This is a genomic window from Plantibacter cousiniae (nom. nud.), assembly GCF_977070315.1.
In genome coordinates this window covers 244,834-265,766 of sequence record NZ_CDRVEU010000010.1, presented here as the reverse complement: position 1 = coordinate 265,766, position 20,933 = coordinate 244,834, and the positions used below count along the sequence as shown (strand labels likewise).

General features: G+C 61.7%; 19 protein-coding genes and 2 riboswitches. Of the genes, 11 read left to right on the top strand and 8 right to left on the bottom strand.

Features of this window, described 5'->3' with window-relative positions:
• A complete protein-coding gene (locus tag ACW55A_RS19760) occupies positions 1–369 on the top strand; it encodes an MmcQ/YjbR family DNA-binding protein (protein ID WP_003364507.1) in 369 nt (122 codons plus the stop codon).
• On the opposite strand, the gene ACW55A_RS19755 is transcribed toward ACW55A_RS19760, so the two are convergent.
• Entirely contained in the window at positions 364–798 is a 435-nt protein-coding gene (locus ACW55A_RS19755) for a DUF1294 domain-containing protein (RefSeq protein ID WP_032609763.1), read from the bottom strand. The two genes, ACW55A_RS19760 and ACW55A_RS19755, sit on opposite strands and share 6 nt — an antisense overlap.
• On the bottom strand, positions 795–1,625 hold the full coding sequence (locus ACW55A_RS19750; protein WP_004413791.1) for an undecaprenyl-diphosphate phosphatase: 831 nt from the start codon (positions 1,623–1,625) through the stop codon (positions 795–797). Before ACW55A_RS19750 ends, ACW55A_RS19755 begins: the two co-directional genes overlap by 4 nt.
• 251 nt (positions 1,626–1,876) lie before the next feature.
• Here ACW55A_RS19750 and pnuC point away from each other — a divergent pair, with 251 nt between their 5' ends.
• Positions 1,877–2,440, top strand: a complete 564-nt coding sequence (gene pnuC / locus ACW55A_RS19745; protein WP_248680761.1) for a nicotinamide riboside transporter PnuC — start codon at positions 1,877–1,879, stop codon at positions 2,438–2,440.
• A complete protein-coding gene (locus ACW55A_RS19740; RefSeq protein ID WP_003364515.1) occupies positions 2,437–2,982 on the top strand; it encodes an AAA family ATPase in 546 nt (181 codons plus the stop codon). The genes pnuC and ACW55A_RS19740 overlap by 4 nt, the downstream gene beginning before the upstream one ends.
• Here the strand turns inward: ACW55A_RS19740 and ACW55A_RS19735 are convergent.
• Positions 2,959–4,284: a sigma-54-dependent transcriptional regulator gene (locus tag ACW55A_RS19735; protein ID WP_044309336.1), complete on the bottom strand. Its 1,326-nt coding sequence runs from the start codon at positions 4,282–4,284 to the stop codon at positions 2,959–2,961. The two genes, ACW55A_RS19740 and ACW55A_RS19735, sit on opposite strands and share 24 nt — an antisense overlap.
• 328 nt (positions 4,285–4,612) lie before the next feature.
• Here ACW55A_RS19735 and ACW55A_RS19730 point away from each other — a divergent pair, with 328 nt between their 5' ends.
• Positions 4,613–4,879, top strand: coding sequence for a hypothetical protein (locus ACW55A_RS19730; RefSeq protein ID WP_003315350.1), 267 nt, complete (start codon positions 4,613–4,615; stop codon positions 4,877–4,879).
• Positions 4,880–5,039: 160 nt separating this feature from the next.
• Here ACW55A_RS19730 and ACW55A_RS19725 read toward each other — a convergent pair whose 3' ends face one another.
• The 4 genes from ACW55A_RS19725 to cobW form a co-directional block, all read right to left on the bottom strand.
• Entirely contained in the window at positions 5,040–5,627 is a 588-nt protein-coding gene (locus ACW55A_RS19725) for a vWA domain-containing protein (protein WP_004413799.1), read from the bottom strand.
• Positions 5,628–5,704: 77 nt separating this feature from the next.
• Complete coding sequence (locus ACW55A_RS19720; RefSeq protein WP_072366080.1) at positions 5,705–6,739, bottom strand: magnesium chelatase ATPase subunit I; 1,035 nt, start codon at positions 6,737–6,739, stop codon at positions 5,705–5,707.
• On the bottom strand, positions 6,739–10,503 hold the full coding sequence (cobN, locus tag ACW55A_RS19715; protein WP_498811152.1) for a cobaltochelatase subunit CobN: 3,765 nt from the start codon (positions 10,501–10,503) through the stop codon (positions 6,739–6,741). Before cobN ends, ACW55A_RS19720 begins: the two co-directional genes overlap by 1 nt.
• 3 nt (positions 10,504–10,506) lie before the next feature.
• On the bottom strand, positions 10,507–11,571 hold the full coding sequence (gene cobW, locus ACW55A_RS19710; protein ID WP_011268157.1) for a cobalamin biosynthesis protein CobW: 1,065 nt from the start codon (positions 11,569–11,571) through the stop codon (positions 10,507–10,509).
• A gap of 119 nt (positions 11,572–11,690) precedes the next feature.
• Positions 11,691–11,912, bottom strand: a riboswitch (cobalamin riboswitch).
• Positions 11,913–11,970: 58 nt separating this feature from the next.
• A riboswitch (cobalamin riboswitch) is annotated at positions 11,971–12,185 on the top strand.
• 99 nt (positions 12,186–12,284) lie between these two features.
• On the opposite strand from cobW, the gene ACW55A_RS19705 reads away from it, so the two are divergent.
• From ACW55A_RS19705 to cobM, 4 genes are read left to right on the top strand one after another with little or no spacing between them, the layout of a single operon-like run.
• The gene (locus tag ACW55A_RS19705; protein WP_003342053.1) at positions 12,285–12,467 is read left to right on the top strand and encodes a CbtB domain-containing protein; all 183 of its coding nucleotides are present in this window, start codon (positions 12,285–12,287) and stop codon (positions 12,465–12,467) included.
• A 10-nt stretch (positions 12,468–12,477) separates the two neighbouring features.
• Positions 12,478–13,200, top strand: coding sequence for a CbtA family protein (locus tag ACW55A_RS19700; protein ID WP_498811151.1), 723 nt, complete (start codon positions 12,478–12,480; stop codon positions 13,198–13,200).
• Positions 13,178–13,627, top strand: a complete 450-nt coding sequence (locus ACW55A_RS19695; protein WP_455808971.1) for a cobalamin biosynthesis protein — start codon at positions 13,178–13,180, stop codon at positions 13,625–13,627. The genes ACW55A_RS19700 and ACW55A_RS19695 overlap by 23 nt, the downstream gene beginning before the upstream one ends.
• A 32-nt stretch (positions 13,628–13,659) precedes the next feature.
• Positions 13,660–14,409: a precorrin-4 C(11)-methyltransferase gene (gene cobM, locus ACW55A_RS19690; RefSeq protein WP_455808970.1), complete on the top strand. Its 750-nt coding sequence runs from the start codon at positions 13,660–13,662 to the stop codon at positions 14,407–14,409.
• Positions 14,410–14,496: 87 nt separating this feature from the next.
• Here the strand turns inward: cobM and ACW55A_RS19685 are convergent, their stop codons facing one another.
• A complete protein-coding gene (locus ACW55A_RS19685; RefSeq protein ID WP_498811150.1) occupies positions 14,497–17,979 on the bottom strand; it encodes an indolepyruvate ferredoxin oxidoreductase family protein in 3,483 nt (1,160 codons plus the stop codon).
• 172 nt (positions 17,980–18,151) lie between these two features.
• On the opposite strand from ACW55A_RS19685, the gene ACW55A_RS19680 reads away from it, so the two are divergent.
• The 3 genes from ACW55A_RS19680 (at position 18,152) to ACW55A_RS19670 (ending at position 20,901) form a co-directional block, all read left to right on the top strand.
• Positions 18,152–18,619 carry an Lrp/AsnC family transcriptional regulator gene (locus tag ACW55A_RS19680; RefSeq protein ID WP_004413813.1) on the top strand — a complete coding sequence of 156 codons (468 nt, stop codon included), beginning with the start codon at positions 18,152–18,154 and terminating at the stop codon, positions 18,617–18,619.
• A gap of 492 nt (positions 18,620–19,111) precedes the next feature.
• The gene (locus ACW55A_RS19675) at positions 19,112–19,663 is read left to right on the top strand and encodes a DUF4880 domain-containing protein (RefSeq protein WP_455808968.1); all 552 of its coding nucleotides are present in this window, start codon (positions 19,112–19,114) and stop codon (positions 19,661–19,663) included.
• 101 nt (positions 19,664–19,764) lie between these two features.
• Positions 19,765–20,901, top strand: a complete 1,137-nt coding sequence (locus ACW55A_RS19670) for a M14 family metallopeptidase (protein WP_129485198.1) — start codon at positions 19,765–19,767, stop codon at positions 20,899–20,901.
• Positions 20,902–20,933 lie beyond the last annotated feature (32 nt).

Sequence of the window (20,933 nt, the reverse complement as noted above, 5' to 3'; positions counted from 1 at the left end):
ATGCCAAAGAGCCCGCAAAAGACCCTGCACAAGGAAGACATCGCCAGATTCTGCCTCGACCTGCCGGGCGCGCGTGAAGACTACAAGTGGGGCGGCGTACGGGTTTTTTCCGTCGCCGAAAAGAAAATGTTCGCGGTCATGGACCTGGTCGGCGAGGACCTCGCGTTCAAGGTCCACCCAGAGTTGTTTCTGGGTTACGTGGATCGCCCCGGCATACGACCTGCGCCCTACCTGGCGCGTGCGCACTGGATCAGCGTGGCAGACCTGCAGACGCTGAGCGCCGATGAGTTGCGCGACCTGCTGACCCGCTCGCACCAGTTGGTGGTCGGCAGGCTGCCGAAACGGCAACAGATCGGCCTGACGCTATAACGGCAACAGCTGCACAAGCCGCTTGCCCAAAAACAGCCAGTCAATCCACAACGCCTGATGCACCAGCACGATCAGCCAGAATACGACCTGAAAAGACACCTTGCGGGTCTTGTGCCGGAACACCTGTTGCGCGAGCAGCGCGCCGGGCCAGCCGCCGAGCAGCTCGACACCATGCAGGACGTTCTCCGGGGTGCGCTGGCCAGCACTGCCGGCCTGTCGCTTGTCATGCCGGTAAAGCACGAACGCCAGCAGGCTCATGACGATCAGGACCAGCGCCGGGATCGGCGTGACCTGCCTCAGCCATAGCGATGCCGAGCCGTAGACTGGCAACGCACACAGCAGCAACAGCACCAGAATCTTCAAGCGCAATTGGCGGACCGGCGGCCTGCCAAGGCTGGCTGGCCGTGACGACCCGCGGCTCGCCGTCATGCCTTGGCCGATGCCCAGTCGATCCAGCCAAACTGCCAGGTCGCCAGGATCAGCAGGCCGAAGGCGATGCGATACCAGGCGAACACCGCATAACTGTGAGTGGCGATGAACTTGAGCAAACCGCGCACTGCGATCATCGCGAAGATGAACGAGGTGATGAAGCCGATGGCAAACACCGCGAAGTCGTCAGGGCGAAACATGTCACGGTACTTGTAGCCCGAATACACTGCGGCACCGACCATCGTCGGCATGGCCAGGAAGAACGAGAATTCGGTCGCCGCCTTGCGGGACAGGCCGAACAGCAGGCCACCAATGATCGTCGAACCCGAACGCGAGGTGCCGGGAATCATCGCCAGGCACTGTACCAAGCCTACCTTGAGCGCATCGCTCCAGCTCATGTCATCGACGGTTTCGGTGCGCACGGTGTGTTCGCGGCGCTCGGCCCAAAGCATGATCACCCCGCCAACGACCAGTGCCGTGGCCACGGTAATGGCATTGAACAGGTAGTGGTGGATGGTATCGGCGAAAATCACGCCCAGCACCACGGCCGGCATGAAGGCGATCAGCAGGTTGAGGGTGAAACGCTGCGCCTGTTGCTGTTTCGGCAACCCCACGACCACGTCGAGGATCTTGCGCCGAAACTCCCAGACCACCGCCAGAATTGCCCCCAACTGAATGATGATGTTGAAGGCCATGGCACGTTCGCCGCCAAAATCGATCAGGTCGGCGACGATGATCTGGTGCCCGGTACTGGAGATCGGCAGGAACTCCGTCAGCCCTTCTACAACACCCAATATCAACGCCTGAGCAGCGGTCCAAAGATCCATCATTCCCCCATGAAGCGATGCCGCAGGCTCGCTGTTTAATGTTGTCGTGTAAAAAATGCTTGCCACTATGCCGCCACATGCCTGAACGAAGCTTGAAGAAACTCGCGCAAATGCAAGGCGCGGAATGCTAGCAGACCTGCACGCACAAAGCCTGCTGACGTAAGGTCTGGCGCAACACAAGCTGCACGCAGCGCGCAGAAGCGCATACAATCGCCGGCCCCGCCCCTCACTACCCTCACCAAGGAGCCGCCATGTCCGGGCTTGAACTCTTCGCTGCCGCCATCGGCGTTATCGCGGTCTGGCTGACAGTGAAGCAGAATCCCTGGTGCTGGCCAATCGGCCTGGTCATGGTGGTGATCTACATCTGGATATTCTTCGACGTAAAGCTGTATTCGGACATGCTCCTGCAGGTCATCTACGCAGGCCTGCAGGTCTATGGCTGGCTGCAATGGACGCGGCACGGTGACGGCCTGCCGGTCAAAGCCGTGACCACCTTGCAGAACAGTTCGGTGCTCAAGGGGCTGGCGGTCGGCGCACTTGTCAGCGTCGCACTGGGGGCAGGCATGGCGCATTTCACCGATGCGGCACAGCCCTGGCTGGACGCCGCGCTGACCGGGTTCAGTCTGGTGGCGCAGGTCTGGATGGCGCAAAAACGCGTTCAGTGCTGGCCGCTGTGGATCCTGCTCGATATGATTTTCGTCGGCTTGTTCATCTACAAAGAGTTGTACCTGACGGCTGCGCTGTATGGCTTGTTCACCCTGCTGGCGGTACAGGGCTGGCGCGAGTGGCGCAACGATCTGGCGCTGGCGCGATGAAAGTTCTGGTTCTCACCGGCCCCGAGTCGAGCGGCAAGAGCTGGCTGTCGGCGGAAATACAACACAGATTCGGCGGCCTGCTGGTCGGCGAATATGTCCGGCAGTTCATCGATCAGCAGGGCCGCGATACCGTTTACGCCGATATTCCGGCCATCGCCCAGGGCCAACTGGCCTGGGAGGACGCCGCGCGGGGCGCCGAGCCAGACTTGCTGATACTCGACACGCACCTGTTGAGCAACATGCTCTGGAGCCGCACGCTGTTCGGCGACTGCCCTGCATGGATCGAACAGCAACTGCTGAGGCGTACCTATGACCTGCATCTGCTGCTGTCGCCTGAAGGCGTTGACTGGATCAGCGACGGCCAGCGCTGCCAGCCGCAATTGGGTGAACGCCAGGCCTTTTTCGACGCCAGTCGGGAATGGCTGGAACACCACCGGCAGGCTTACAGGGTAGTGGGCGGTAACTGGGAGCAGCGCCGCGTACAGGCGCTGACCGCTGTCTCGCAGTTGCTGGGCGATTCAGCGGATCTGGTGCTTGTGTAACAGCCGGTAAAACGTCGGCCGCGAAATACCCAGCACTCTGGCCGCCACACTCAAATTGTCACTGTGGCGCGTCAACACGTCACACAACGCCTGACGCTCGGCCCGCGACTTATAATCCTCCAGCGTCCCCATGCTGCCAACACTGTCCTCCTCACCCAGCAGGCCGAGATTTGCCGCTTCTATCTGCCTGCCTTCGGCCAGCACCAGCCCGCGCCGAACGCGACCGGCCAGCTCGCGCACATTACCCGGCCAATCGTGCTTGCCCAGCGCAATCAAAGCATCCTGACTGAAACTGCGCGCCCGCCTGCCGGTTTCCTGACTGTACAAATGGGCGAAATGGTTAGCCAGCAACGCCAGATCGCCATGACGCTCGCGCAATGGCGCCACCCCGACCTGCAGCACATTGAGCTGGTAATACAGGTCCTCGCGAAAGCGCTTTTTGCGCACCGCCGTTTCAAGATCCTCGCGGGTCGCGGCCAGCACCCGCACATCCACTGCAATCGGTTCGCTACCGTCCGCGCGCTCGATCTGCCGGTCTTCGAGAAAGCGCAGCAGGCTCGCCTGGGTATCCAGCGGCAGCTCACCGACCTCGTCGAGCAACAGCGTGCCGCCGTCTGCGGCTTCAAGCAACCCGACCCTACGCTCCTGAGCATCGTCAAACCCGCCGTCCTCATGACCGAACAGCACGGCGTGGATCGACTGCCCGTCAGACGCTGCGCAATCGACCACGATAAAGGGTTTGTCGCGTCGCAAGGACTGAACATGCAGGCTGCGCGCGATCAGTTCCTTGCCCGTGCCCCGTTCGCCCCTGATCAATACCGGCGAATCGGTGGGCGCCAGTTTGCTCAGCAGCCTGCGCAATTCACGGACAGGCCGACTGTCGCCGAGCCACTCGGGTTCCACGCTGAATTGTGAAGGCGAGCCCTGCAATTGCGGCCGCCCGGCCGTAAACGCTCTGTCCAGCGAGGCATGCAGCCGATCCGCGTCGAAAGGCAGCGTATGAAAGTCGAAAAACCAGCGGCAGACGAAATCACCGATTTTCTCGCGGCGCAAATCACTGGCTGCCAGCACTGCAATCCAGCGCACCGGGCTATTAATGAACAGCGCCTCGAGCCTGGGCAAGTGTTCAAAATGATCGGGGGTCAGGTGAATCAGGCCTACGTCACAATCAGCAATGATTGCCGAACCCGATGGGCTTTCCTGAACCGTCCATCCGGCCTCGACCAGAACGGGGATCAATGGATGACAGTCGTCACCGCCGTCGAGCATTAACAGACGTCGTGTTGGGGCCGATCCATGCATGAGGTTTCCTTGGCGCCCGGCGTATGGAAGATTTGAAAAGCTTTTTATAAACAGTCTGTTGGCGAGCCCACTCATCACCCTAGCAAATATTTGACGCAGCGTTGTACCGTTTGGGTCTAACGCTCATAACCTGCTGTCATTAGTGCGCTACCTGCCCGGTTCTTGCGGCAACAGGCAGCCTTCCACGCGCCCCATCAAAAATAATTCGCAAATATTTTCAATGAACGGTGTGACTCATGCCCCCTTGTCGTTCATCAACACAAGTAACCAGCCGGACGGTCAGCCCGCCGCCGAGACTGAATTGATATGGGCACTTGAGGAAACGACCATGAACGCCCCACTGCGCTTCAACGATGCACTTCTGATCGCTGGACACGCTTTTGAACCCTTCCAGTGTGTTGCCTGGGCACCACAGGACGGTAACGGCGAACTGAGCCTGACGGTGATCGACCGCACCAGCAACCGTATCGGTCGCAAGCAGATCCCGAGCAGCACCTATTCCGACAAGCGCCAACTGGCCAGCGCTCTGGAACAGGCCCGTGCAGAAATCAGCAACGAAGGCTACGACCTTGAGCCGTGGACCATGCCAGCTTGATGGCTGACTGAGCGGGCTCCCCGCTTGGCGTAATGGAAAACCCTGTGGGATCGCCGCCCTTGCCGCGCCCACAGAGGTGTGTTTTCAGTGCCATGCTCTGCGCGCGCTCCACCCCCGCAGAGCATCGGCAAGAGAGCCGGGCCTGAGGGGTTCCCCACCCTCAGACCCGCTTCAACTCATCGATGTGCCGGTACTCAGCCCCCAGACTCGATGCCAGTTCCCGCGCCCTTCCCAGGCGGATCGGGCCTTTCTCGATATCGATCAGCAAACTGGCGCAGTCGAACGCAGGGAGTGCCGGTAACGACTTGATCCGGCCATCGGTCAGCACCAGAACCCGCTGCTGTTCGGCCGGATAGCGTTTTTGCCGTTGCCCCAGCCATTCAGCTGCCTGTTGCAGCGCTTCCGGCAACGGCGTACCACCGCCAGCGCCCAGCGCATCCAGCCAGGGTGTCAACGCCGATGAGGCCTTCAGCCCCTGATGTTGCCAGCGTGGCGCAGTGCCGCTGGCGGTCAGCAAGGCCAGCCGCGCGCGGCGTCGATAGGCATCGTCGAACATCTGCGACAGCAGGCCCTTGGCCTGACTCAACGCCTGATGGCGGCGGGTAGACGCCGAAGCATCGACAATCACCAGCAATAACTCGCTGGGCCGGCTGCTACGCGGCTGGCGAACCAGATCCTTGTGGCTCTTCGGCTGACCGCGCAGAAAGGTCGGTAGCCATTGCACCGGGCCATCAGCACCGACACGCACAGCGCCCTGCCTGCCGCAGGCCAGTCGACCGGGACGGGGAATGGCATCCGCCCCCTGTATGGCGCGGGGACGGATGCCTAGGGCTTTTTTGGCCAGCTCGGCACTTCGCGGCGTGACCCGGTCGTGACGGCCTGGGCGGGCAACTCACCCCAACTGCCCTGCCCGCTGTCAGGCTCGGCCTGTTTGCTGGACGAGCCCGGTGGTGGTGGCGGCGCCTCGGAATTCTGCGGCGGTGGTGAGGGCTCGCGACGCCGGTGACGCAAGGCAAATTCGGCAACCGCTTCGATGTCCTGCTCTTCAATGTGCCCGGCACCCCGCCACGCCGCATGAGCACGCGCAGCCCGCAGCCAGACCAGATCGGCACGCATGCCGTCGACACCTGCGGCAAAGCAACGCTCGGTGATCATTGCCAGCGACTGGTCATCCAGTTCGATGCTCGACAATAGCTGACGGGCCTGTTCACAGCGCAGCTTCAAGGCATCCTGCTGCGCTTGCCACTGCTGGCAGAAGCCCTGCGGATCGGTGTCGAAATCCAGACGGCGACGGATGATCTGGCTGCGCTCGGCAGGCAGTGTATGACCGCTCAGCGCCACATTGAGGCCAAAGCGGTCCAGCAACTGCGGGCGCAATTCACCTTCTTCGGGGTTCATGGTACCGATCAGCACGAAACGCGCAGCATGACGATGGGAGATACCGTCGCGCTCGACCAGGTTGACGCCGCTGGCCGCGACGTCCAGCAGCAGGTCAACCAGATGGTCGGCAAGCAGGTTGACCTCATCGACATACAGCACGCCGCCGTCGGCCTTGGCCAGCACGCCTGGAGAGAAGCGCGCGCGGCCCTCGCTCAGCGCGGCGTCAAGGTCCAGCGTGCCGACCAGACGCTCTTCGGTAGCACCCAGCGGCAAGGTGACGAACTGACCGCTGGCCAGCACATCGGCCAGCCCGCGGGCCAGCGTCGATTTGGCCATGCCCCGCGGCCCTTCGATCAACACGCCGCCGATGCGCGGGTCGATGGCAGTCAGGCATAACGCCAGTTTCAGGTCATCAGCACCGACCACAGCGGCCAGCGGAAAATGCGGAGTTTCACTCATCGTTGAATCAGACACGGTCATCAGTTCTCTTCTATGTCCAGGAGCAGGTCTTCCAGCGCCTGCTGATACTCGCCAGGCTCCTGCCAGAGGCCGCGCTGCTGGGCTTCGAGCATGCGCTCGGTCATGTCGCGCAAGGCATCAGGGTTGTGCTGAGCGATGAAATCGCGAGTCGCCGGGTCCAGCAGATAGGCGTCGGCGAGCAGCGCGTACTGGTGATCATCGATCAGCTCGGTGGTCGCATCGAACGCGAACAGGAAATCCACGGTCGCGGCCATCTCGAACGCCCCCTTGTAACCATGGCGCTTGGCCCCTTCGATCCATTTCGGATTCGCTGCGCGCGAACGTATCACCCGGTTCAGCTCTTCCTTGAGGGTACGGATTTTCGGCAGGTCGGGCTGGCTGTGATCGCCGTGGTAACTGGCGGTCTTCTGCCCGCTGAGGCTTTCCGAAGCGGCGAGCATGCCGCCCTGAAACTGGTAGTAGTCGTTTGAGTCGAGCAGATCGTGTTCGCGATTGTCCTGATTCTGCAGCACCGCCTGCACCTGAGAAAGCCGCTGGGCAAAGCGCTGGCGTGCGGGCGTACCTTCATCGGCAGCGCCATAGGCGTAACCGCCCCAGTTCAGGTAAACCTCGGCAAGGTCATCGCGGCTCTGCCACAGGCGGCCATCGATAGCACCCTGCACGCCAGCGCCATAGGCACCGGGTTTGGCACCAAATATCCGCCAGCCAGCCTGACGCGCCGCTTCGTCTTCATTCAGACCTTCTGCGATGAAGCCCTGCCGTTCTTCACGGACCCTGGCCGCCAGCGGGTTCAGGTCGTCGGGCTCGTCAAGCGCCGCGACGGCCTGCACCGCAGCGTCGAACAGCTTGATGAGGTTGGCGAACGCGTCGCGGAAAAAGCCGGAGACCCGCAGTGTCACGTCCACTCGTGGGCGGTCGAGCAGGCTGATCGGCAGAATCTCGAAGTCATCGACCCGCTGACTGCCCGTCGCCCACACCGGACGCACGCCCATCAGCGCCATGGCCTGAGCGATGTCGTCACCGCCGGTACGCATGGTCGCCGTGCCCCACACCGAGAGGCCCAACTGGCGCAGGTGGTCGCCATGGTCCTGGAGGTGTCGTTCCAGCAGCAGATTGGCGGACTGGAAGCCGATTCGCCAGGCCGTGGTGGTCGGCAGGTTGCGCACATCCACGGTAAAAAAGTTGCGGCCGGTGGGCAGCACATCCAGACGCCCCCGGCTCGGCGCGCCGCTGGGACCTGCCGGCACGAAACGACCACTCAGGGCATCAAGCATGCCCTGCATTTCGCCGGGGCCGCAGGCATCCAGACGCGGCGCGACGACGTCACGCAGGCTGTCGAGGATCTGGGCCAGATCATCGTGTGCAGGCAAGTCAGTCAACGCTTCGCCCTGGATGACGCGTTCGATAAGGATGGCGGCGTAAAGCTCCAGCCGCTCGCGAGCATCGCCGGCACTGCGCCAGGGATCGCTGCTCAGGGCCTGCAATGCAGCGGGACGCGGGCCGGTCCAGGGTTCGGCCAATTCGCAGTTCAGCGGGTCGAAGTCCAGCTCGAACGCCTTGCTCAACGCACGCAACAGACTGGACTGCGCGCCACGCCCGTCACCACGCGGAATACGCAGCAGGGCCAGCAAGGTATCGATGCGCAGACGACCTTGCGGCGATTGACCGAAGATATGCAGACCATCGCGAATCTGCGATTCCTTCAGGTCACACAGGTAAGTGTCCAGCCGTGGCAGCCAGAGCGCCGCGTCGGCATCGCTGTCGAGGTTCTCGCCAAGCGCCAGTTCGCGGTCGATATGGGTTTCACGGACCAGCTCGAGAATGTCACGCTGCAGCTCGCGCGCGCGGCGCGGATCGAGCAATTGCGCTTCGTAGAATTCGTCGGCGAGCAGTTCTAGATTGCGTAACGGGCCGTAGGTCTCCGCGCGGGTCAGCGGCGGCATCAAGTGATCGATGATGACCGCCTGAGTGCGCCGCTTGGCCTGTGCGCCCTCGCCCGGATCGTTGACGATGAACGGATAGATGTTCGGCATGGCGCCCAGCACCGCGTCCGGCCAGCAGGTTCGCGACAACCCCACACCCTTGCCGGGCAACCATTCGAGGTTGCCGTGCTTGCCGACATGCACCACCGCATGCGCGCCGTAGGCCTTGCATAGCCAGAAGTAGAACGCCAGATAGCCATGGGGTGGAACCAGATCCGGGTCGTGATACACCGCGCTTGGGTCGACCTGATAACCCCGCGCCGGTTGAATGCCAATGAAGGTGAGGCCAAAGCGCAGCCCGGCGATCATCATCCGGCCGCTGCGAAACATCGGATCGGTGTCCGGCGTGCCCCAACGGGCGTTCACCGCGTCGCGATTTTCCTGCGGCAGTTCGTTGAACGCCGCCAGGTATTCCTCCAGCGCCATGCTCTGGTGACACGGGCGTTGGTCGATACTGTCCAGATCATTGGTCACGCCGCCCAGCAGTTGCTGGATCAGTTCAGTGCCAGTGTCCGGCAACGGCGCCAGCGGATAGCCCTCTGCCTGCATGGCGCGCAGGATACTCAGCGCCGCAGCAGGCGTATCGAGCCCCACACCATTGCCGATCCGCCCGTCGCGAGTCGGGTAGTTGGCGAGGATCAGCGCCACGCGCTTTTCGCCATTGGGCAGGCGCGCAAGCTCGATCCAGCGCCGCGCCAGTTGCGCGACGAAATCCATCCGGTCCGGCTGGGCGCGGTAGCAGACCACGTCCGACTGGCTGCGCTCACTGCGCCAGGCCAGGTCCTTGAAGCTGATCGGCCGGCTGATGATCCGTCCGTCCAGCTCCGGCAAGGCAATGTGCATCGCCAGATCACGAGCGCCAAGGCCCTGTTCCCTGGCCTGCCAGGCAGGCTCGTTGTCCTGCGCGCAGATGGCCTGAATGACCGGCACGTTGCGCCGAAACGGCCGCAGATGCGGCGCTTCCGGACTCGACTGGGCAAAACCGGTGGTATTGAGGATCAGCTCGGTTTCAGCCTCATCCAGCCAGTCCTCCACCTGAGTGAAACAGCCGGGCTCCTTGAGGCTGGCCACGGCTATGGGCAACGGGTTGATGCCTTGCGCCTGCAAGCGCACACAGAACTCATCGATGAAACCGGTATTGGCGGCCTGCAGGTGCGAGCGATAGAACAGCAGCGCTACCACCGGCTGCTCGGCAAGCCAGTCTGCCTGCCAATCGGCAAGCTGCGCGCTTGCCAAACGCGGATGGTAGATCGCCGTGCGCGGCAACGGCGCGGGCTCGACCCAGGAATAATCGCGGTCCAGCCAGCGACTGGCCATGCAGTTGTACAGTTGCAGCGCGTTCTGCAGGCCGCCCTGACGCAGAAACTGCCAGAGTCGGTCGCGCTCTACGGCAGGCACGGTGCTCAAATCACTCAGCTCTGGATCAGGGCGGTCATCACCCGGCACCAGAATGACCTGAACGCCGCGTGCCGCGAGCTCCATCAGCCGCTCGACGCCGTAGCGCCAGTAGCCAATACCGCCGTGCAGAGAAATCAGGATGACCTTTGCGTGACGCAGCACTTCATCGACGTACAGGTCGACAGAGGCGTGATTCTGGACCTGCATCGGGTTGGCCAGACGCAGGCTGGGGTAGTCTTCGGGGAGCTGCCGGGCAGCCTCGGCCAGCAGCGCCAGGCTGGAGTCGCCGCTGCAGAGAATCACCAGCTCGGCCGGGGTCTGGCCCAGATCGGCAATATTGTCGTCAGGTACGAAACCGCCGGGCTGGGTTCTCAGTAAATGCATGGGTCAGCCGGCAATCGCAGCGTTGAGTTGCGCTTGCAGGGCTGCGGCATCCAGCTCCTGACCAATCAGCACCAAGTGTGTGGCACGCTCTTCATCGGCCCGCCAGGCGCGGTCGAAGTGCTTGTCGAAACGCGTCCCGACACCTTGAATCAGCAGGCGCATCGGCTTGCCGGGAATGGCCGCGAAGCCCTTCACACGAAGAATGCCGTGCTGCACCACCAACTGATTCAGTGCATCGAGCAGGACTTTCTCGTCAGCTTGCGGCAGTTTCAGGGATATCGAATCGAACGCGTCGTGATCGTGGTCATCATGATCGTCATCGTCGTGGTGATCATGGTGGGTCTTGCGCGCATCGATATGCAGTTCCGACTCGGCACCGACACCCAGCAACACGCTGATCGGCAGGCGACCACTGCTGGCTTCGATCACCTTGACGGCAGGCGGCAACTCTTCGGCAACTTCGGCACGCACCGTCGCCAGACCTTCGGCGTCGATCATGTCGGCCTTGTTGAGGATCACCAGATCAGCGCTGGCCAGTTGATCGGCAAACAGTTCGTGCAGGGGCGACTCGTGGTCCAGGTTGGGATCAAGTTTGCGCTGCGCATCGACCTGATCAGGGAAGGCAGCGAAAGTACCAGCCAGTACCGCCGGGCTGTCGACCACCGTGATCACCGCATCGACCGTGCAGGCGTTGCGGATTTCCGGCCATTGAAAAGCCTGGACCAGCGGCTTGGGCAGCGCCAGCCCCGAGGTTTCTATCAGGATATGGTCCAGATCACCACGGCGCGCGACCAGTTCGCGCATGACCGGGAAGAACTCTTCCTGCACGGTGCAGCACAGGCAGCCGTTGGCCAGTTCGTACACCCGGCCGTTGGCTTCTTCTTCGGTGCAGCCGATCGTGCACTGCTTGAGGATTTCTCCGTCGATGCCCAGCTCGCCGAACTCATTGACGATGACCGCAATGCGCCGCCCTTCGGCGTTGTCGAGCATATGCCGCAACAGGGTGGTCTTGCCCGAGCCGAGGAAGCCGGTGACGATGGTGACGGGAAGCTTGGCCAGTGTTTTCATCAGGTGCCCTTTGGCAATGCGGCGGGCAAACAGGACGAGAACCGCATGCAGGACACGCAGATCGGATCGCCACCGGATCACCCCGCCCGGTTGTAGTGAGAATTCTCCAGGGCCGCAGCATGTGCGGCCCGTTCGAGGCAGGTCTCCTGGCTCACGGCGGCGTGCGGCAGGCAGTGAGAAACGCCGACACGCATTCATCGCGCCTTCCCGCCGCAGCAGTGGCTGTGCAATGAACATGACCGTTTACAGTTGCGGGGGCAGCTGCGGCTTGTACCGCATTCCCGTCTTAGCTCCACTGGGTGATGTTTTACCCGGGGAGAACCTCGAGTCAGCAAGGCTACGCAGTGACTGCAGACAGGTCAATCGTTCAGATTGACGCTGCCCCGCCGCCCATGCTCTCCTGTGCGCCTTGTTTCGGGTGCCCCTCACGGGGTGAAACGGGAAACCGGTGCGCTCGCGTTGTCGAGCAAGTCCGGTGCTGCCCCCGCAACGGTAAGCGAGAGTAGGTCTGATCCACTGTGCCGCTGGCATGGGAAGGTGACCTTGCAGGCTTTGACGCACTGACGTCCTGGCCCCTCGCGAGCCCGGAGACCGGCCCGATATGCTTGCAATGACAAACCCGCGGTGGGCGGGCGCAGTTGAAACCTCCGGCATCTGCCGGCAGGTTCTTTTGCACGTGGCCCACTTGCCGATTACCAACAAGAGGGAACGCCATGTCGACCATCAGCAGCCACGCCGCCGCGCCCAGTTCCACACGCACTCAACGCCTGACAGCCGCCATCAGCGCTGCGCTTCTCGGCGCCTGTCTGGTGTACTTCGCCGGTTTCTCGCACATCGCGGCCGTGCACAACGCGGCACACGACACCCGTCACAGCGCTGCCTTTCCTTGCCATTGAGGGCCACACAATGTTCAAGCGAATCGCCTACACCGCAGGTTTCACCGGCCTGCTCGCCGCCCTGCTGCTGACCCTGCTGCAAAGCCTGTGGGTGGTGCCGCTGATCCAGCAGGCCGAGACCTACGAAAACGCGCCTGCCGAGCAACTGCATCAGCACACGGGCGGCGCGTTGGCCGAACACAGCCATGCCCATGAAGAAGCGGCCTGGGAGCCCGAAAACGGTTGGCAGCGTGTGCTGTCCACCACCGGCGGTAACCTGGTGGTCGCGGTGGGCTTTGCGCTGATGCTTGCCGGGCTTTACACCCTGCGGGCACCGGGTCGCACCGTGCAAGGCGCATGGTGGGGGCTGGCCGGTTTTGCCGTGTTCGTGCTGGCCCCGACCCTTGGCCTGCCACCCGAACTGCCAGGCACGGCCGCCGCCGAGTTGAGTCAGCGTCAGCTATGGTGGCTCGGCGCTGCTGCGTCGACTGCCGTCGGGCTGGCCTTACTGGTGTTCGGCCAGAACTGGCTGCTCAAAGCACTGGGTGTGGCGATTCTGCTGGTCCCGCATGTGCTTGGCGCGCCACAGCCGCTGGTCCATGAAAGCCTGGCTCCCGAGGCTCTGGAATCGCAGTTCATGATGGCCTCGCTGCTGACCAACGCGCTGTTCTGGGTCGCTCTGGGATTGATCAGTGCCTGGCTGTTCCGCAAAAACGATGTGCACGCCGACCATGTCGACCTGCATCAGGCCTGATCCAGTTACCCTTCAACCCGGCGCACCTCTGGTCGCCGGGCTGGGCTGTCGGCGCGGCTGCTCGGCTGCGCTGTTGCGCGATCTGCTCGAGCAAAGCCTGCAGGCACTTGAGCTGGACATTGGCCGGGTGACCGCGCTGGCGTCCATCGACCTGAAACAAACCGAGGCCGGTCTGCTTGAGCTGGCCGGGCAACTGGCAGTGCCACTGGTATGCTTCAACGCCGCGCAACTGGTAGCGTGGGAACTGCACCTCACGCACCGCTCTGCGCAGGTCTTCCAGAGCACTGGCTGTCATGGCGTCGCCGAAGGCTCGGCCCTGGCACTGGCGGCGCAACTGGGAGACGGTACAGCCACGCTGCTGATAGAACGGCAGAAAAGCGCGCAGGCCACATTTGCCTTGGCAATCAGCCCTGCGCACAGCGGATAATCTCCCCGCGCTCATTCACCCCGGAGAATTCATTGACTGTCTATTTCATCGGCGCAGGCCCTGGCGATCCGGAGCTGATCACCGTCAAGGGACAACGCCTGATTCGCAACTGCCCGGTCATTATCTACGCAGGCTCGCTGGTCCCCCTCGCTGTGCTGGAAGGTCATCAGGCCGTGCAGGTGACCAACAGCGCCGAGCTGCATCTGGAGCAGATCATCGAGCTGATCAAGCGCGCACACGCACAGGGCCAGGATGTCGCACGCGTGCACTCCGGAGACCCGAGCCTGTATGGCGCTATCGGTGAGCAGATCCGCCATCTGCGCGAACTGGGCATTCCGTTCGAAATCATTCCGGGGGTGACCGCGACCGCTGCCTGCGCTGCATTGCTGGGCGTCGAACTGACCCTGCCGGACGTTTCGCAAAGCGTGATTCTGACCCGCTATGCCGACAAGACCTCAATGCCCAGCGGCGAGGAACTGGCCAGTCTGGCCAGCCATCGGGCAACGATGGCGATTCATCTGGGGGTGAACAACCTGCAGCGGATCGTCGAAGAGCTCGTGCCACATTACGGCGCCGACTGCCCGACTGCCGTGGTGCACCGCGCCAGCTGGCCGGATCAGGACTGGGCCGTTGGCACGCTGACGGATATTCAGGAAAAGGTACAGGCCAAGGGCTTTCGCCGTACTGCGCTGATTCTGGTCGGACGTGTGCTTGCCGATGACACCTTCAGCGAGTCCTCGCTGTACCGCGCCGGGCATGCCCACCTGTTCAGGCCGGTGTAGTCAGTACCTCTACGCGGCACGACGATCGCATTGCGTAATGAAAAGCGTACCAACGCTGAGCTGGCACGCTGATTGGTATTGCCCTCCTCAGGCAGCCGCCTCATACAGCTTCGGCGCAGCCACTTCGCCGCTTTCCAGGCTCTTGCGCAGAATATCGGCCTGCACGGCAGCTGCTTTCATGGCGCTTTCCTTGATGTAGCCATAGCCGCGAATGCGTTCCGGCAGGCGTGCCAGACTCAAGGCGGTGTGGCGATTCTGCGCCTGAAGGTGCTGCAGGATCAGTTCGACATCGCTGACATAGCGGTCAATCAGCGCCCTCTCCTGCTGACGCTCAAGGCTGCGACCGAACGGATCGAGCACCGTGCCACGGAGAAATTTGAACGCCGCCAGCACATCGAAAGCGCGCAGCATCCACGGGCCAAAGCTGCGTTTGCGTGGCAGGCCCGTGTGCGGGTCGCGCTTGGCCAGCCACGACGGTGCCAGATGAAACTCCAGTCGATAGTCACCTTCGAACTGCGCCTGCAACTGGCGGGTAAACTCGCCGTTGCTGTACAGCCGCGCCACTTCGTATTCGTCCTTGTACGCCAGCAATTTGAAGTAATTGAACGCCACAGCCTCGGTCAGCGTCGGCTGCTGACCGGGGAACGCCCGCGATTCGCTGTCGCGTACGCGTTGCACCAACGCCAGATAGCGCTTGGCGTAAGCCGCGTTCTGATACTGCTTCAAGGCATCGACGTTGCTCTGGATACGCTGATCGAGGTCCATCGGTTGCGGCTCGCTGACCTTGTCTTGCGGATTGACGAAGGCCTCCACGGCGGCGGGATCATGCGCGGTACGACGGCCCCAGAGAAACGCCTGCTGATTCAGGTTGACCGCAACGCCGTTGAGTTCGATGGCCTTCTCGATGGCCGCCGAGGTCAATGGAATCAGGCCCAGCTGGAACGCATAGCCGAGCATGAACAGGTTGCTGGCGATGCTGTCGCCCATCAATCGGGTGGCCAGCGAGGTGGCTTCGACAAAGTGGGTCTTCGCCGCGCCGACCGCCTCGATGATGGTCTGCTTCATGGCCTCGGCCGGGAACACGGCATCCGGATTGCGCGTGAACTCGGCGGTCGGTGTTTGCTGGCTGTTGACCACCGCATGGGAAATCTTGCTGTCGAGCTTGGCGATCGCATCCGGGCCGGCAGCCACCAGCAAGTCACAGCCGAGCAGCAGGTGCGCTTCACCGGCGGCGATACGCACGGCGAACAGATCCTCCTGGCGCGCGGCAATGCGGATATGGCTGACCACCGGACCGAATTTCTGTGCCAGACCGGCCTGATCAAGCACGCTGCAGCCCTTGCCTTCCAGATTCGCGGCATAGCCCAGCATCGCGCCGACGGTGGTCACCCCTGTGCCGCCGACACCCGGCAGGAGAATATTGAACGGCCTGTCGAGCGACGGCAGTGCCGGTTCTGGCAGACGCGCGAACGCCTCGACCTGCTTGGGCAACACAGGCTTGCGCAGTTTGCCGCCATGCACCGTAACGAAGCTTGGGCAGAAACCCTCGACGCAACTGAAATCCTTATTGCAGGCGCTCTGATCGATTTCGCGCTTGCGCCCCTGTGCCGTTTCCTTGGGCAGCACAGACAGGCATCCGGATTTCACCCCACAATCGCCGCAGCCTTCGCACACCGCCGGGTTGATCAACGCGCGCTTTTCCAGGTCAGGCATGGTGCCGCGTTTGCGACGGCGGCGCTTTTCGGTGGCGCAGGTTTGGTCGTAGATAATGACCGACACGCCTTTGAACTCGCGTAACTCGCGCTGCACGCTGTCCAGGTCGCGCCGATGATGAAAGGTGGTAATCGGCGCGAAGTCCTCACGACTCGGGTACTTGTCCGGCTCGTCGGAAACCAGCGCGATGCGCAGCACGCCTTCGTTGAACACCTGACGGCTCAGTTGATCGACGCGCAGCACGCCGTCGATCGGCTGGCCACCGGTCATGGCCACCGCATCGTTGTAGAGAATCTTGTAAGTAATGTTGACCTTGGAGGCCACTGCCGCACGCAGCGCCAGGTGCCCCGAGTGAAAATAGGTACCGTCGCCCAGGTTCTGGAAAACGTGCGGAGTTTCGGTGAACGGTGCCTGACCGATCCAGGTCACGCCCTCGCCGCCCATCTGGGTGAACGTATCGGTTTCGCGATCCATCCAGATGGTCATGTAATGGCAGCCGATGCCGGCCAGGGCGCGACTGCCCTCCGGAACCCGTGTCGAGGTGTTATGCGGGCAGCCGGAGCAGAAATGCGGGGTGCGCTGGGTGGTGAACAGCGGCGCCTGCAACGCTTGCTCCTTGTCGCTGAGAAACTGCAGGCGCGCGTCGATCTGCGGGCTGCTATAGAACGGCGCGAGGCGTTTGGCGATCACCCTGGCAATCATCGCCGGGGTCAGCTCACTGAGGTTCGGCAGCAGTGAACGGCCCTGCTCATCGAACTCGCCGACCACCACTGGCCGCCGTTCAACAGGCCAGTTGTAGAGCTGACCGGTCAGCTGGTCTTCAATGACACTGCGTTTTTCCTCGACCACCAGAATTTCGTCCAGCCCTTCGGCAAAATCGTGCACCGACACCGGTTCCAGCGGCCAGCTCATGCCGACCTTGAGCACGCGAATCCCGACCTTCTCGCACAGCTCCTGATCGATACCCAGCTCTTCGAGGGCCTGCCGCACGTCCAGATAGGACTTGCCGGTGGTGATGATGCCCAGCCGGGGTTGCGCAGAATCGATCACCACCTTGTTCAACTGGTTGGCGCGCGCGAAGGCCCTGGCGGCGTAGATCTTGTAGGTATTGAGTCGGGCCTCCTGAGCCAGCGGCGGGTCCGGCCAGCGGATGTGCAAACCGCCTTCGGGTATGTCGAAGTCGTCAGGGATACGGGTTTTGATCCGCAATGGATCGACCTCGACCACCGCGGAAGAGTCGACGTTCTCGGCAATGGTCTTCATCGCCACCCAGCAACCACTGTAACGCGACAGCTCCCAGCCAATGATGCCGTAGTCGAGAATCTCCTGGACATTACTGGGGTTGAGCACGGGGATCATCGAGGCAATGAACGCGTGCTCACTCTGGTGAGCGATGGTCGATGATTTGCAGCCGTGGTCGTCGCCCGCCAGGATCAGCACACCGCCATTGGCCGCAACACCGGCCGAGTTGCCGTGCTTGAACACATCACCGCAACGATCTACGCCCGGCCCCTTGCCGTACCAGAGGGCGAACACGCCATCGTACTTGCCATGTGGGAACAGGTTGACCTGTTGACTGCCCCAGACCGCCGTGGCGGCCAGTTCTTCGTTGATGCCCGGCTGAAAATGGATGGCGTTTTGTTGCAGGTAGTCCTTGGCGTCCCAAAGGCTCTTGTCCAGATTACCCAGCGGCGAACCGCGGTAGCCAGAGATGAACCCGGCAGTGTTCAGGCCCTGCGCCTCATCGCGCTGCTTTTGCAGCATCGGCAGGCGGGTCAGGGCCTGTGTGCCGGTCAGGTACAGATTGCCGGTGGCAAGCCGGTATTTATCATCCAGACGAATATCAGCCAGGGACATGCGCATACCTCTCTTGTTCTTATAAGTCAGGTCATTTGCACCGGGACGGTCCTGCCCGGCAGCCTTGCAACTAGACTGCCAGCAGCAAAGAGGCTTTTTCTTTCTAAATGCGCGCAAATCTGCTGATATTCAGCATGCTTTTTTCGGCCAGAACAAAAAACAAGGTCAATTCATGCAGCCAAAATTGAGCCCTATCGATCGCAGGATTCTTCGTCTGCTGCAACATGACGCCAGCCTGTCGGCAGCGGAAATCGCCGAACGCGTCGAGCTGTCGCAATCGCCCTGCTGGAGACGCATTCACCGCCTTCAGGAAGACGGGGTGATCGAACGCACGGTCGCCCTGCTCAGCACCCAGAAGCTGGGACTGAGCATGACGGTGTTCGTCGAGGTCAAGCTGTCAGGCCATGGCCGTCGCTATCTGGCGGAGTTCGAGGAGGCAATCATCGGCCACCCCGAGGTGCTGGAGTGCTACACGATGGCCGGGGGGATGGATTTCATGCTCAAGGTGGTCGCTCAGGACATCGCCAGCTACGAGCGCTTTCTGCGCGATCATTTGCTGCAATTGCCCCACGTCCACGAAGCCCATTCAAACATCGCCATGAGCACGGTGAAGCGCACCACGGAGCTGCCGCTGGACTAGGCGATATCGGGGAGAAGCCAGAAAAGAAAATCCGCCGAGCGAGCGCTGGCGGATTATCGGTATCAATGAGGGCAATAAAAACATTTGACTTGCAAATGATAATGATTATTATTGCATCAGCGGGTCGCGAGACTCGCTGGATAACCGGGAAGTCTTAGGTCGGCTTCCTGATTATCTCCTCATCAGGCTAATCACGGTTTTTGACCCGGCTTTTTGCCGGGTCTTTTTTTGGTTCTTTCTTTATGGTTTCGCTGCTTCAGGCTAATGAAGTCTGGGTGTTGCGCGGTGTGTTGCAATGACGCGGATCATAGCAAAGGCCACTCGATCAAGGCCATGCTTTTAGGGCAAAAACGCCACGATGCGGCAGATAAAAAGTAATTGCTGCGACTTTTCACTTGAGAATGATTCTCGTATTCACTAGTCTATTCTTGTCACGGACGCTACCCGACATCACAAGGAAGACTCCCATGGACGATCAGCGAGCTATACATCATGAGTAATCAGCTCTCGTCTCTACTGCACCTCCCTGTCCGCGTGCCCGAGCCGCAACCCACGCTGCAGGCCATTGAACTCGGTCACCGACTGGGCAAGCTCTCGCGCCGGACCCGGCAGATATTCCTGCTCAGCCGACTCGACGGACTGGCCTATGCCGACATCGCGCGCTTCATGAACGTCGATATCGCCCGGGTAGAGCGTGCGATGCTTCGTGCGCTGGGCAAGGCCCACGTACCTGGCGCGGCAGACACCCCAAGCGCTGTCATTCAGGCTGCCATTCAGAATCAGGCCAGTCGCTGGTATGTGCACCTGCAGAGCCCAGCGGCAACCGCCAGCGAACGCATCGAATTTCGCCACTGGCTGGACGCCGACGCCGCGCACCTTTCGGCCTTCCAGAACAGCGAGCGACTGTGGCGTCAGTTGCAGGCGCCCGCCTCGCTGCTCGGCGCATCCGGCTGGCATCGGCGCAAGCGCAGTGTGTATCTGATCTGGTGCCTGCTGACCGCCTTCATCTGCAGCCTGATGGTCACCGCCGAAGCCATATCCTGAGGCGCAGATGACCGTTGCAGTGAAGTTTACGTCGCAGGTCGCGATGTTGATCGGTGTACAGTAGTGGCCTGAAAAGGCATCTACGCAAGCAGGCACCTATCTTGACTCTCACTATTGGTTCAGATTTCGACAGCGGCAATATTCAGGTTCTCGACGCAAGCGACCCGGCGCATATCAGGCTGGCGATTCGGCCCGACACGCAAAGCGCGCATTTCCAGTGGTTTCATTTCAAGGCAGAAGGCCTGAGCGTCGGCCAGACCTATGGCTTCAGCCTGACCAATGCCAGCGAGTCCACGTTCAACAGTGCCTGGACCGGCTACAACGCCGTGGCGTCCTACGACCATGAGAACTGGTTTCGGGTAGCGTCGGATTTCGACGGCAAGGCGCTGAATTTCAGCCTGGCCCCGGACCAGCCGCAAGTCTGGTTTGCGTACTTCGAACCCTACAGCCGCGAACGCCATGAGTGGCTGATCGAACAGGCGCAGGAAAAAGCCGGTGCGCAGTTGCTGGCTGTCGGCAAAAGCGTCGAGGGTCGGGATATTCAACTGCTGCGCAAAGGCGACGGTGCCGAAGGCAAACGCAGGATCTGGATGATTGCTCAGCAGCACCCTGGCGAACACATGGCCGAATGGTTCATGGAGGGCGTAATCGAACGCCTCCAGCAAAAGGATGACGCCGCGCTGCAGCAATTGCTGGCAGAAGCGGATCTTTACCTGGTACCGAACGTCAACCCGGACGGTGCCTTTCATGGCCACTTGCGCACCAACGCCAACGGCAAGGACCTTAATCGTGCCTGGCAGGACAGTACCGAAGCGCTGAGTCCGGAAGTGTCTTTCATCAGGCAGCAGATGGAAAAGTACGGCGTGGACATGTTCCTCGACGTGCACGGCGACGAGGAAATCCCCTACGTATTCACTGCCGCCTGCGAAGGTAATCCGGGGTATAGCGCACAGCAACGCCAGCTTGAAGAGCGCTTTCGCAGCCGCCTGTGCGAGGTCAGCGACAACTTCCAGACGACTCATGGCTACCCACGCAGCGCGCCCGGTCAGGCCAACATGAACCTGGCCGCCAATGCTGTGGGCGAACGCTACAAGTGCCTGTCACTGACCCTGGAAATGCCGTTCAAGGATCACGACAACGCGCCAGACCCGGTCACCGGCTGGTCAGGCAAGCGCTCCGCGCAACTGGCCGGGGATATACTGACCGTGTTGTCCGAGATGGTAAAAGAGCTGCGTTAAGGGCTCTCCTGCCTTCAGGCAAACCGAAATGC